Genomic DNA, 13182 nt, shown 5'->3' on the forward strand with positions numbered 1-13182 from the left:
TCGCCGCTGCCGTTCACACCCTCACCCAGCTTCGACTAGCGAGCAAGCTCGCAAGTCTGCGCATCCCTCTCCCCCAAGGGGAGAGGGTTTTGGAATTGTCATGACCACTCTCCACCCCACCATCGCCGCCGTCACCGACCGCATCATCGCCCGCAGCGCGCCGCGCCGCGCCGCCTATCTCGATCTCATGGAGCGCCAGCGCGACGCCGGCACCAATCGCGGCAACCTGTCGTGCGGCAATCTCGCGCACGGCTTCGCCGCGTCGGGCGAGGACAAGCCCGCCATCCGCACCGGCGCGGCGATGAACATCGGCATCGTCACCGCCTATAATGACATGCTCTCGGCGCATCAGCCCTATGGCCGCTACCCCGAGCAGATCAAACTCTTCGCGCGCGAGGCGGGCGTCACCGCGCAGGTCGCGGGCGGCGTGCCCGCCATGTGCGACGGGGTGACGCAGGGACAGGCGGGCATGGACCTGTCGCTGTTCAGCCGCGACAATATCGCGCAGGGCACAGCGATCGCGCTCAGCCACGCGATGTTCGAGGGCGCGCTGCTGCTCGGCATCTGCGACAAGATCGTCCCCGGCCTGCTGATCGGCGCGCTGCGCTTCGGCCATCTGCCGCAAATCCTCGTGCCGGCCGGCCCGATGCCCTCGGGGCTCGCGAACAAGGAAAAGCAGCGCGTCCGCCAGCTCTATGCCGAAGGAAAGGCGAGCCGCGACGAACTGCTCGAGGCCGAAGCCGCCTCCTATCACGGCGCGGGCACCTGCACCTTCTACGGCACCGCGAACTCGAACCAGATGATGATGGAACTGATGGGGCTCCATGTCCCCGGCAGCGCCTTCACCAATCCCGGCACCAAGCTGCGGCAGGAGCTGACGCGCGCCGCGACACACCGGATTGCCAAGATCGGCTGGGACGGCGATGATTATCGCCCGCTCGCGCGCTGCATCGACGAAAAGGCGATCGTCAACGCTGCGATCGGCCTGCTCGCCACCGGCGGCTCGACCAATCATGCGATCCACCTTCCCGCGATCGCGCGCGCGGCGGGGATCGTCATCGACTGGCAGGATTTCGACGAGCTGAGCCACGCCGTGCCTTTGCTCGCGCGCGTCTATCCGAACGGCGCGGGCGACGTGAACCATTTCCATGCCGCGGGCGGGATCGGCTTCGTTGCGCGCGAGTTGCTCGGCGCCGGGCTGCTTCACGGCGATGTGCTGACCGTCGGCGGGACGATGGCCGATTATGCCGCCGAACCCGTGCTGGTGAACGACGAGCTTCACTGGCAGGCCGCGCCCGCGACGAGCCGCGATGACACGATGCTGCGTCCGGTCGCTACGCCCTTCTCGCCCGACGGGGGGATGCGCCTGCTCGCGGGCAATCTCGGCCGCGCGATCATCAAGACGAGCGCGGTCGCCGAGGATCGCTGGACGATCGAGGCGCCGTGCCGGATTTTCGACGACCAGAATCAGGTGCTGACCGCGTTCAAGGCGGGCGAGCTCGAACGCGACGTCGTCGTCGTCGTCCGCTTTCAGGGCCCGCGCGCCAACGGCATGCCCGAACTGCACAAGCTGACCCCGGCGCTCGGTGTGCTGCAGGACAAGGGATTCCGCGTCGCCTTGCTCACCGACGGCCGCATGTCGGGCGCGAGCGGCAAGGTGCCCGCCGTCATCCACCTCTCGCCCGAAGCCCTGCCCGGCCCCGACGGGGTGAGCGGCCCGCTCGCCTATCTTCAGGACGGCGACATCGTTCGCGTCTGCGCGGTGAAGGGCGAAGTGATCGCGCTCGTCGACGAAGCCGAATGGACGTCGCGCCGGCCCGCCGCCGCCCCGCCGCCGGCGCTCGGCGTCGGCCGCGAACTCTTCGCGCTTTTCCGCCACCACGCCGACGAAGCCGAGAAGGGCGGGTCGGCGATGCTCGCGGCGATGGAGACCGTCATTTAATTTCCGTCATCCCGGCGAAGGCCGGGATCTCGATGGTGCGTTATAACGATAGGGTGAGATCCCGGCTTTCGCCGGGATGACGAAGAAAGTGAGATAGAATGTCCGACAGCGGTATCGAACAGATCATGGCGCTAGCGCCGGTCATCCCGGTGATCGTCATCGACCGCGTCGAGGATGCGGTGCCGATGGCCGAGGCGCTCGTCGCGGGCGGGCTCAAGGTGCTCGAAGTGACGATGCGTACCCCCGCCGCGCTCGACGCGATCAGGGCGATGAAGGCGGTGCCCGGCGCGGTCGTCGGCGCGGGGACGGTGCTCAATCCCCGGATGCTCAAGGACGCGATCGACGCGGGCTCCGAATTCATCGTCTCGCCCGGCCTCACCGACAGCCTCGGCGAGGCGGCGGTGGCGAGCGGCATTCCCTTCCTGCCCGGCGTCGCCAATGCGTCGAACATCATGATGGGGCTCGACATCGGTCTCGACAGCTTCAAATTCTTCCCCGCGGCGACGAGCGGCGGCATCCCCGCGCTCAAGGCGCTCGCCGGCCCGTTCGGCGGGATCAATTTCTGCCCCACCGGCGGCATCAGCGCCGCGACCGCACCCGAATGGCTCGCGCTCGATCCGGTGCTCTGCGTGGGCGGCAGCTGGGTCGTCCCGACGGGTCCGCTCGATCCGGCGCGGGTCGAGGCGCTGGCGCGCGAGGCGGCGGCGCTCAAATAATAATCGTCATCCCAGCGAAAGCTGGGATCTCCATCGGCCTCGCACCAGGTTGCCAGCGGCCCCTGCCTTCGCAGGGGCGACGAATTGGGCGCATTGATTAACCCCATTTTACCTGTCATCGTGCAGGGACAAACTGCAATATAGCCGTCGGTGGGGAGATGCGCGTGCCAAGGCCGCAGCCGCATTTGGAAGAAGTCCTCGCGTCCGAACCCGGACCGCATATCGCCGCGCTCTTCGATTTCGACGGAACGATCATCTCGGGCTATTCGGCGACCGCGATGCTGCGCGAGAAATTCCAGCGCCGCGAAATGTCGGTCGAGGAAATTGCCGAGACCGCGAACGTCCTCGCGCAGCACAGCCTCGGCCAGATCGGCTTTTCGGGCCTGATGACCGCCGCCGCCAAATTCATGAAGGGCGTCGAAGAGGAAAGCTTCGTCGAGTTCGGCGAGGAACTCTACAAGAAGCATATCGCGCGCAAAATCTATCCCGAGACACGCGCGATCATTGAGGCGCATCAGGCGAAGGGGCATCGCGTCGCGATCATCTCGTCGGCGACGATCTACCAGATCGAGCCGACCGCGCGCGACCTTGGCATCGCCGACATCAAATGTTCGGCCTATGAGATCGAGGATGGCGTCTTCACCGGCGAGATCGTCCGGCCGCTCTGCTTCGGCGAGGGCAAGGTGCTCGCGGCCGAGGAGCTGGCCGCCGAATATGGCCTCGATCTCGATCAAAGCTTTTTCTACTCGGACAGCGACGACGACATCGAACTGCTCGAACGCGTCGGCAAGCCGCGCCCGCTCAATCCCAATATGAAATTGAAGGGCATCGCCGACGAGCGGGGTTGGCCGGTGCAGCGTTTCGCGAGCCGCGGGACGCCATCGTGGATCGACTATACGCGCACCATCTACGCCACCGGCTCGCTCGTCGGCGCCTTCGCCGCCGGCTTGCCGATCTGGGCGCTGACCCGCTCGCAGCGCGAGGCGGTCAATTTCTCGATGGGGCTGTTCGGTGATTTCGCGACGGCGATCACCGGCGTCGAGCTTGAGGTCGAGGACGAGCGCTATCTCTGGTCGTCGCGCCCCTGCGTCTTCATCTTCAATCACCAGAGCAAGGCGGACGTGATGATCCTCGCCAAGCTCATCCGCCGCGACATGGGCGGAGTGGGTAAGAAGGAGATCAGGGACATCCCCATCCTCGGCAAGCTGATGGAATGGGGCGGCACCGTGTTCGTCGACCGCGCCGACGGCAGGAGCGCGATCAAGGCGATGGAGCCGCTGGTCGACGCGATTCAAAAGGAAGGCAAGTCGATCTGCATCGCGCCCGAGGGGACGCGCAGCCTGACGCCGAAGCTCGAGCCGTTCAAGAAGGGCGCGTTCCACCTGGCGATGCAGGCGGGGGTGCCGATCGTCCCGATCGTGATCCACAATGCGACCGACGTCGCGCCGAAGAACGAGTTCGTCATGCGCCCCGCGACGGTGCGGGTGACCGTGCTGCCGCCGGTCGATACGTCGAAGTGGAGCGTCAAGACATTGGGTGCGCATGTCCGCGAGGTGCGCAACATGTTCCTGCGCACGCTGGGACAGGCGGAGGAGAGCGTCGCGGCGGTGGTGACAGCCGAGAAGCCGGCGAAGAAGGCGGCGGTGAAGGAAGCGCCCGCGAAGAAAAGACCCGCCGAGAAGGAGGCTACTCCCCGAAAAGGAAGGAAAGCCTAGCGCATGTTCCACATCGTCATTGCGAGCGAAGCGAAGCAATCCAGAGCGGTCTGCTCAACCCTGGATTGCTTCGCTTCGCTCGCAATGACGGAGGGAGTATAAGCGGTGGCCGACGGCACGCCCCGCACCCTGATCATGGCGGAGCAGGCGGCCGACCGGCTTTACATCATCGATGCGCGGGGCGGGGTCGAGCGGCGAATCCTGCTCGACTGGATCCACGCGACTTCGGGCGACGACACGCCCGCCTGGGCAAGCCTCGACATCGAGGACGGCGACCATGCGTTGCCCGTCGAGGCGCTGCAGGCGCGGCTCGGCGATACGTCCTCGCGGCTCGTCGTGCCGCTGCGCGTCGCGTGGCGTATCCCGGGTTTCGACAAGGGTCGCGCGCTCAAGTTTCGCCACCTCATCTTCGGCGATCCGCGGCATCCGGGGCCGCTGCGGTCGCGGCTGATCCTGCTCCGCGACCGGCGCCGCGCGCAGATATTGGTCGGCGAGGCGGCGACACTCGACGCGCTCAGGACACGCTTCTGCGCGCAGACCGGAGGCGGCGACGGCGAGGGCGCCGACAGCCCCGAATTCGCGGGCTTCGTCGCGCGGCAGGCGGCGCTCGCGCTCGACGTCGCCGAACGCGGCATCCGGGGAACGCGATACAAGGTGCCGCGCTTCGTCGCCGACAGCTTGCGCACCAGCCCCAAATTCCGCACCGCGCTCGCCGAGCTTTCGGAGAAGACGGGGCGTCCGGTCGCCGACCTGTTCCGCGAAGCACGGCCGCTGATGAAGGAAGTCATTGCGCGGCCGTCGGCGCTCTTCCTCGACCTGCGCGCCCGGCTCGACCGCATGATGTTCGGCGGCTACGCGCCCGGCATGGAAATCGACGCCGCCGAGCTCGCGAAGCTGCGCGCCGTCCTGCGCGAACATCCGACCTGCATCCTCTTCACGCACAAGACCTATATCGACGGCGCGACGCCGAGCCGCCTCGCCTATGAGAGCGACCTGCCGATGCTCCACAGCTTCGGCGGGGCGAACCTCGACTTCGCGATCATGGGCGAATTTTTCCGCCGCTCGGGGATGATCTTCATCCGGCGGAGCTTTCAGGACCAGCCGGTCTACAAGCTGGTGCTGCGCCATTATATCGCCTGGCTTCTCGCCAAGCGTTTCCCGCTCTCCTGGGCGTTCGAGGGGACGCGCTCGCGCCTCGGCAAGCTGATGCCGCCCAAATATGGCCTGATGAAATATGTGCTCGACGCGGCGCATGCGACCGGGACGCGCGGCGTCCATTTCGTGCCCTTCGTCACCAGCTTCGACCTGATCCGCGACGTCGAGGAATATGCTGCCGAACAGACGGGACGGAACAAGAAGCCCGAAAGCCTGTCGTGGTTCATCGGCTATATGAAGAGCCTGAAGGAGCCGTCGGGCCGCATTCGTCTCGACATCGGCGAGCCCGTCGTCATCGACGCGGCGCCGGGCCCGGACGACCGGCGCGCGCTCGAAAGGATCGCCTTCGCGGTCGCGGTCGAGGCGAACCGCGTGACGCCGCTCACCGTCACTTCGGTGATGTGCCTGATCCTGCTCGGCATGGCGCCGCGCGGTGCGACCTCGGCCGAGCTGCTCGGCGCGATCGGCGCCGTCACCGGCTGGGCGCAGGCGCGCGGCATCAGGCTCAGCAGGGAACTCGAAAGCGGCGACGATGCCGCGCTGTCGGCCACCGTCGATACGCTCGTCGCGAGCGGGCTGCTGACGCGCTACGAGGCGGGCCAAGAGAATGTCTATTCAATCGACCCCGCCAAGCACCCGATGGCGAGTTACTACCGCAACATCATCGCGCATCATTTCCTGGATCGCGCGATGATCGAGCTTGCGCTGTTCGAACTGCGCGACGCCGACAAGGGCGACGCAACCGCAGCTTTCTGGGCGAAGATCGACCGCCTCCGCGACCTGTTCAAGTTCGAATTCTTCTATCCGCCGCGCGACGAGCACCGCGCGGCGATCGAGACCGAGCTGACGCGCATCGACCCGGTGTGGGACCGCCGCCTCGCGAGCGGCGACCGCGGTATCGCGCAATTGCTCCGTCGCTGTCAGCCCGTCGTCGGCCATGCGATCCTGCTTCCGTTCACGGAGGCCTATTCGGTCGTCGCCGAACAGCTCGCGCGCGCGCAGCCCGGCGAGACGGTCGATGAAAAGGCGCTGCTCGATGCGGCGCTCGTCGAGGGGCGGCAGGCGTATTTGCTACGCCGGATCAGCAGCGAGGCGGCGATCGGCAAATTGCTTTTCGCGAACGGCCTGTCGCTGATGCGTCACATGGGGCTCGCCGGCAAAGCGACGCCGGAAATTCTCGCCGCGCGCCGCGCGCTGCTCGCCGAACTGCGCGGCCTCGCCAATGTGATGGAGGCGATGCGGCTTTCGACCGTGGCGCTGGCGGATCGATTGCAGGGTTCAGGAGAGCGGGCGTGACTTTCCTTCCTTCGTCATTCCCGCGAAAGCGGGAACCCAGTTGCAACGGCAGTTCGCTGGGTTCCCGCTTCCGCGGGAATGACGAGATGTTTTTTGGTTTCAGTGGATAGGTCCAAATGCTCAAACAGCTCAGCGCGCAGGACGCCCAGTTCCTCTACACGCAGACCGCGAACAATCTGACGCACATCATGGGCGTCTATATCTACGACCCTTCGACCGCGCCGAGCGGTTTCGTGCGCTTCAAGGACATCATCCGCCACGTCGAAAGCCGCGTCGACACCTCGCCGCTGTTCAAGCGCCGCCTGCACCGGCTGCCTTTCGACATGGACCATCCCTATTGGGTCGAGGACGAGCATTTCGACATCGAGGCGCATATGAGCCACGCGCGGTTGCCCGAACCGGGCGACTGGCGGCAATTCTGCATCGCGGTCGCGCGCTGGTTCTCGAAGCCGATGGACATGAACCGGCCGCTCTGGGACATTTATATCATCGAGGGGCTCGACCGGATTCCGGGCATTCCCAAGGGCAGCTTCGCGATGCTCCACCGCGTCCATCACGCCGCGGTCGACGGCGCGTCGGGCGCGCACGCTTTCATCGCGATGAGCGACATCGACGCGCAGGGCACGCCGGCGATCGCCGAGCCGCCGCCGGTCGAGGAGCTGGGCACGGCGCCGTCGAGCACCGAAACCATCGCGCGCGCCTGGTCGGCTTCGATGCAGTCGCCGGTCAAGTTCATGAACGCGCTGATGAAGATGTCGCCCGCGATCGTCGCTTCGGCGCGCAAATCGATCGCCGAGGGCGGGATGGCGGCGGGCGTCCCCGAAACGCGCTTCAACGTCCCCGTCGGCCCGCACAAGATGTTCGACGCGACCACCGTCGCGCTCGCCGACGTGGCCGAAATCCGGAAGAAGGTGCCCGGCGCGACGGTCAACGACGTCGTGCTGACCACCGTCGGCGGCGCGCTGCGCAAATATCTTTCGAAGCACAAGGAACTGCCGAAGGAGAGCCTCGTCGCGGTCGCGCCGATCAATTTGCGCGGCAAGGGAGGAAAGGCGTCGACGCCCGGCAACCAGGTCTCGGCGATGAGTGTGCCGGTGCGTACCGACATCGCGGACCCGCTCGACCGGCTCGCGGCGGTGCGCGACTATACGGTCGAGGCGAAGGAGGCCAAGGCCGGGGTCAGCGCGCGGATCATGACCGACCTGTCGCAGCATATTCCCGGCGCGACGATGGCCGCGGTCGCGCGGCTCGTCACCAGCGAGCGGTTCGCGGTGCGCGGCACCAACCTCTTCATCTCGAACGTTCCGGGCGCGCAGGTGCCGCTCTATCTCGCGGGTGCGCAGCTCGTGCAGCAGCACGGCATGGCGCCGCTCGCGAACAATATGGGGCTGTTCGTCGCGACGCCGAGCTACAACGGGCGCATCGCCTTTTCGATCGTCTGCGAACGCTCGATCATGCCCGACATCGCCTTTTTCCGCGAGTGCATCGACGAAAGTTTCGCCGACCTGATGGCGGCGGTGCCGAAGGCGGAGAAGGCCAAAGCCGCTACGGCGAAGCCGAAAGCGGCGGCGAAGCCCAAGGTGCGGTCCAAAGCTGCAAGCAAGCCCAAGGCGAAACCGAAGGCGACGATAAAAGGAAAGAAAAAGCTTTCCTCTTCGTCACTCCGGACTTGATCCGGGGTCCCGCTTTCACCGCCGCCGAGCGGGACCCCGGATCAAGTCCGGGGTGACGAGGGTAAGGGGCTGCGTCAAAACAGTTGCCAAAGGCAACGTAAGCCGCAAGAATCGAGAAAATAACGATGCTCTCGCAGGACCACCGAATGCTCTTCACCCCGACGCTCAGCGCCGACCGCGATCTTGCGACCGCGCCCGACTATGCCGCATGGTCCAAAGCTGCCCGCGAACATGACAAGAAATCGGGATTGCAGGCGTGGCGCGACGCCGACGAGAGCGAGCATTTCGACCATAGGGCGATCCGCGCGCGGCTCGAAAAACTCCGCAAGCTGTCCGCCGCGAACGACGTCAAGGGACTGCTCTTCGTCCTCAACGAGGGCATCCATGGCAATATCGACGGCATGGGGCACGAGCGGCTGTACCAGAAGGCGCGCTTCGGCACGAAAAAGCTGATCGAGGATTATGTCGCCGAGGTCGTCGCCTCGCTGGACAAGATCGCCGCCGCGCGCAGCATCGGCCGCGAGGAAAAGCGCGACTTCTTCCGCCGCGCCCAGCATTGCTACGGCCGCTCGGCGCTGCTGCTCTCGGGTTCGGGCAGCTTCCTCTTCTTTCACATCGGCGTGGTTAAGGCGCTCTGGTCCGAAGGCGTGCTGCCCGCGATCATGTCGGGCGCGAGCGGCGGGTCGATCGTCGCCGCGATCGTCTGCACGCGCAAGGACGGCGACATCGGCGCCTTCCTCGAGAGCGAGCGGCTCGCCAACCCCGACCGCGACCCCGAAGGGCGCCGCCTTGCCCCCGACGCGGTGCGCGAGCGCCACGCCGAGCTGATCCCCGATCTGACCTTTCAGGAGGCATATGAAATCAGCGGGCGCCATCTCAACGTCTCGGTCGCGCCCGCCGAAAAGCATCAGAACGGCCGGCTCCTCAATGCGATCACCGCGCCCAATGTGCTGATCCGCGAGGCGGTGCTCGCCTCGTGCGCGGTGCCCGGCGTGTTCCCGCCGGTGATGCTGATGGCGCGCGACGACGACGGCAACCGCGTCCCCTATCAGCCCGACCGGCGCTGGGTCGACGGATCGGTGACGCACGACATTCCGGCCAAGCGCCTCGAACGCCTCTATGGCGTCAATCATCATATCGTCAGCCAGGCGAACCCGATCGCGCTGCCCTTCGCGACCGACACGCGCAAGCAGATGGCGCCGATCGAGGCGATCCAGCATGCGTCGATGGCGACCTTCAAGGCGTGGCTCAACGCCAATATGGTGATCTTCCAGAAGCCGCTCGAGCTGATCCCGCCGCTCAACAGCGTCGCCAATCTCGCGCGCTCGGTGATCAATCAGGACTATACCGGCGACATCAACATCATCCGCCCGCCCAAATTCTGGTCGCCGGCCAAGATCCTCTCGGACCTCGCGCAGGATGACATCGACGAGCTGATCGATACGGGCATGCGCACCGCCTGGCCCAAGATCGAGATGGTGCGCACGCAGACCGCGATCAGCCGCGCGCTCGAAGCGATATTGGCGAAAATAGACAAGGCGGGGGACGACGGCCCGGGCCATCGCAGCGCCGCGCTCAAGAAGGCGGTGCGCTGATCATGGCTACCGGCGCGCTCGTTCTGCCGCATGGATCGGCAGGGGCGGGTGCGGCGCTCCACGTCACGCACTGGCTCCCCGCAGGACCGCCGCGCGCCGTGGTGCTGCTCGCCCACGGCTATGCCGAACATGCAGGGCGCTATGCCCATGTCGCGAAGCGGCTGACCGGCGCCGGCTATGCCGTCTACGCCGTCGATCATTGGGGCCATGGCGCGTCGGACGGCGAGGGCGGCTATGTGCCCCGCTTCTCGGTCTTTCTCGACGGCATGGCCGAACTGCTCACGCTCGTCGAGATCAACCATGGCGACACGCCGCGCCTGCTTCTCGGTCACAGCATGGGCGGGCTGATCGCGACCTTGTTCCTGATCGAGCGCCAGCAGGCGTTCGTCGCCGCGGCGCTTTCGGGCCCCGCGATCCTGCCGGCCGAGCCACCGTCGCGCTTCACCGTCTGGATCAGCCGCTTCCTCTCGCGCTTCTTCCCGCGCCTCGGCGTCCTGTCTCTCGATGCCAATGGCGTCAGCCGCGACCCCGCGGTCGTCGAGGCCTATAAGGCCGATCCGCTCGTCTATGACGGCAAGATCGGTGCGCGATTGGGCAAGGAATTCATGGACGCGATGGCGGTCGCGCAGGCCGACGCGCCGAAAATCCGCCTGCCGATCCTGATCCAGCACGGCGAAGCCGACCGCCTCACCGCGCCCGCGGGATCGCGCTATCTGTTCGCCAATGTCGCGTCGCAGGACAAGCGCCTCGAAATCTATCCGGGCCTGTTCCACGAAATCTATAACGAGCCCGAACGCGATGCGGTGCTGGGCGACCTGGTCGGCTGGTTCGACGCGCATGTCGAAGACTGAAGCGAACTCGGATTCCGCTCGTGTCGAGCGAAGTCGAGACACATATCGGGGCGGCGCAAGGTCGATGGGTGTCTCGACTTCGCTCGATACGAACGGACTGAGAGGGAAGCTCTGCCGATGACGAAAATCCTCCTCATCCTCCTCTTCGCCCCGCTGATCGCGCTGGCGCTGCTCTATTTCATTTTTCCCGGGCGCCTCGTCGCCTTCGGCCGCTGGGCGCTGCGCAAGCGCGGCGGGATGGTGCAGAAAAGCGTCGCCGTCGACGGCCGCGACTGGCCCTATCTGGAGGGCGGCGATCCCGCGAAGCCGCTGCTGCTGCTCGTCCACGGCTTCGCGGGCGACAAGGATAACTGGTCGATGATCGCGCCCTACCTCACGCGGGACTATCATGTCATCGCCCCCGACCTGCCGGGGTTCGGCGAGAATGAACGCAATCCCGACCTCGCCTACGACCTGCAGGCGCAGACCGCGCGATTGAAGGCGTTCGCCGACGCGCTCGGGCTCCGCCGCCCGCATGTCGGCGGCAACAGCATGGGCGGCTGGATCGCGCTGCGCTATGCGATCGACTATCCGGATGCGCTCGCCAGCCTGATCCTGCTCAACAATGCCGGGGTCAACGGCGCGAATGAAAGCGACCTGCAGAAACAGGCGGCGAACGAGGATTACAACCCGCTCGTCCTTGCCAATCTGGCCGATGCCGACCGGCTGGTGGCGATGGTCGTCCACAAGCCGCCCCATATCCCGGCGCGGCTGAAGCCCGTTCTTTATGCCGACGCGCTCCGCTATCGCGACCAGCTCGACGGCATTTTCTGGACGATCGCGACCGAGGGGCGCGACCATCCGCTCAACGGGCGGCTCGGCGAGGTGAAGGTGCCGACGCTGATCATCTGGGGGCGCCACGACAAGCTGATCGACGTCAGCTGCGTGCCGGTTCTCGAAGCGGGCATCGCGGGCAGCCGCAGCCACATCTTCGAGCATGTCGGCCATGTCCCGATGATCGAGGATCCAAAGGCGACGGCCGCGGTGATGAAGGACTTTCTTGCCGGCCTTGGCTGACCTGCCCCCGTCGCCCCCGCCTGCGCGGGGGCGACGGTATCGTGCGAAGCCTTGCCAACCCTAAAATCCCCCGCCACTCTCCCTCGAAACAGGGGGAGAGCGATATGCGCCTCAAAGTGGGGCTGCTCGGCGGGGGCAGTTGGGGAACGACGGTCGCGGCGGTGGTGTCGCGCAACGCGCCGATCGCGCTCTGGGCGCGCGATGCCGAAACGGTCGAGAGCATCAACCGCGCCGGCGAGAACCGCAAATATCTGCCCGGCATCAAGCTGCCTTCGGCGCTCCGCGCGACGAACGACATGGCCGAAGTGGTCGCGGGCGCCGACGTGCTCGTCATGGGCGTTCCTTCGCACAGCTTCCGCAGTGTGCTGGAGGAGGCGCGTAATCATCTGCGCCCGTGGGTGCCGGTGATCAGCCTCACCAAAGGTCTCGAACTCGCCTCGGGCAAGCGGATGACCGAGCTGATCGAGGAGGTGCTGCCCGGCCACCCCGTCGGCGTGCTCACCGGACCCAATCTCGCGCGCGAGATCATGACCGGACAGGCGGCGGCGAGCGTGCTGTCGATGGAGGACGAGATCGTCGTCCGCGCGCTCCAGCCGATATTCCACTCGGGGCTGTTCCGCGTCTACACCAACACCGACCTCTTGGGCTGCGAGCTCGGCGGAGTGCTCAAGAATATCGTCGCGATCGCGGTCGGCATGGGCGACGGGCTCGGCGCGGGCGACAACACGCGCGCCGGGCTGATGACGCGTGGGCTCGCCGAGATCACGCGGCTCGGCGTCGCGATGGGCGGACGGCCAGAGACCTTCGCCGGGCTCACCGGTATGGGCGACCTGATCGCGACCTGCACCAGCCCCTTGTCGCGCAATCGCCATGTCGGGGTCGAACTCGGCAAGGGGCGACCGATCGACGCGATCATCGCGGGCATGAACATGGTCGCCGAAGGCGTGAAGAGCGCGCCGACGGTGATGGCGCTCGCTGACAAATATGGTCTCGACATGCCGATCGCGCGCGACGTGTTTGACGTGACGCAGGGCCGGCGCACCGCGCTCGACGTCTTCCGCGGCCTCCTCAAATCGAGCGTCGGCGACGAGGCGCATCCCGGCTGAAATCCGTTGATACCGATGATTCTACCGCGAAACGTGCCGAATCATCGTCGAGCTGGGAATAAAAGGCGCCGCTCCTT

9 protein-coding genes are annotated in these 13182 nt (G+C 66.3%); all 9 read left to right on the forward strand.

What is annotated here, in order from left to right; genetic code table 11:
• Positions 1 to 100 precede the first annotated feature (100 nt).
• The 9 genes from edd (at position 101) to QZL87_RS01775 (ending at position 13105) form a co-directional block, all read left to right on the forward strand.
• A complete protein-coding gene (edd, locus tag QZL87_RS01735; RefSeq protein WP_295323025.1) occupies positions 101 to 1942 on the forward strand; it encodes a phosphogluconate dehydratase in 1842 nt (613 codons plus the stop codon).
• Positions 1943 to 2040: 98 nt separating this feature from the next.
• Positions 2041 to 2658: a bifunctional 4-hydroxy-2-oxoglutarate aldolase/2-dehydro-3-deoxy-phosphogluconate aldolase gene (eda, locus tag QZL87_RS01740; RefSeq protein WP_295323027.1), complete on the forward strand. Its 618-nt coding sequence runs from the start codon at positions 2041 to 2043 to the stop codon at positions 2656 to 2658.
• A 158-nt stretch (positions 2659 to 2816) separates the two neighbouring features.
• The gene (locus QZL87_RS01745) at positions 2817 to 4373 is read left to right on the forward strand and encodes an HAD-IB family hydrolase (RefSeq protein WP_295323028.1); all 1557 of its coding nucleotides are present in this window, start codon (positions 2817 to 2819) and stop codon (positions 4371 to 4373) included.
• A gap of 105 nt (positions 4374 to 4478) precedes the next feature.
• Entirely contained in the window at positions 4479 to 6824 is a 2346-nt protein-coding gene (locus tag QZL87_RS01750) for a glycerol-3-phosphate 1-O-acyltransferase (RefSeq protein WP_295323029.1), read from the forward strand.
• 116 nt (positions 6825 to 6940) lie between these two features.
• Complete coding sequence (locus QZL87_RS01755) at positions 6941 to 8497, forward strand: wax ester/triacylglycerol synthase family O-acyltransferase (protein WP_295323030.1); 1557 nt, start codon at positions 6941 to 6943, stop codon at positions 8495 to 8497.
• A gap of 146 nt (positions 8498 to 8643) precedes the next feature.
• Positions 8644 to 10092, forward strand: a complete 1449-nt coding sequence (locus tag QZL87_RS01760; protein ID WP_295323031.1) for a DUF3336 domain-containing protein — start codon at positions 8644 to 8646, stop codon at positions 10090 to 10092.
• Positions 10093 to 10094: 2 nt separating this feature from the next.
• Positions 10095 to 10943, forward strand: a complete 849-nt coding sequence (locus tag QZL87_RS01765; protein ID WP_295323032.1) for an alpha/beta hydrolase — start codon at positions 10095 to 10097, stop codon at positions 10941 to 10943.
• 117 nt (positions 10944 to 11060) lie between these two features.
• Complete coding sequence (locus tag QZL87_RS01770; RefSeq protein WP_295323033.1) at positions 11061 to 11999, forward strand: alpha/beta fold hydrolase; 939 nt, start codon at positions 11061 to 11063, stop codon at positions 11997 to 11999.
• A 104-nt stretch (positions 12000 to 12103) separates the two neighbouring features.
• Positions 12104 to 13105 (forward strand): NAD(P)H-dependent glycerol-3-phosphate dehydrogenase, encoded by a 1002-nt coding sequence (locus QZL87_RS01775; protein ID WP_295323034.1) that lies wholly within the window; start codon positions 12104 to 12106, stop codon positions 13103 to 13105.
• The last annotated feature ends 77 nt before the right edge of the window (positions 13106 to 13182 follow it).

This window comes from uncultured Sphingopyxis sp. (assembly GCF_900078365.1).
Taxonomy (GTDB): Bacteria; Pseudomonadota; Alphaproteobacteria; order Sphingomonadales; family Sphingomonadaceae; genus Sphingopyxis.

What these genes read in the sequence shown, in the direction of transcription:
- edd (WP_295323025.1), top strand. Translation starts at nt 101, where the DNA reads ATGACCACTCTCCACCCCACCATCGCCGCCGTCACCGACCGCATCATC.
- eda (WP_295323027.1), top strand. Translation starts at nt 2,041, where the DNA reads ATGTCCGACAGCGGTATCGAACAGATCATGGCGCTAGCGCCGGTCATC.
- QZL87_RS01745 (WP_295323028.1), top strand. Translation starts at nt 2,817, where the DNA reads ATGCGCGTGCCAAGGCCGCAGCCGCATTTGGAAGAAGTCCTCGCGTCC.
- QZL87_RS01755 (WP_295323030.1), top strand. Translation starts at nt 6,941, where the DNA reads ATGCTCAAACAGCTCAGCGCGCAGGACGCCCAGTTCCTCTACACGCAG.
- QZL87_RS01760 (WP_295323031.1), top strand. Translation starts at nt 8,644, where the DNA reads ATGCTCTTCACCCCGACGCTCAGCGCCGACCGCGATCTTGCGACCGCG.
- QZL87_RS01765 (WP_295323032.1), top strand. Translation starts at nt 10,095, where the DNA reads ATGGCTACCGGCGCGCTCGTTCTGCCGCATGGATCGGCAGGGGCGGGT.
- QZL87_RS01770 (WP_295323033.1), top strand. Translation starts at nt 11,061, where the DNA reads ATGACGAAAATCCTCCTCATCCTCCTCTTCGCCCCGCTGATCGCGCTG.
- QZL87_RS01775 (WP_295323034.1), top strand. Translation starts at nt 12,104, where the DNA reads ATGCGCCTCAAAGTGGGGCTGCTCGGCGGGGGCAGTTGGGGAACGACG.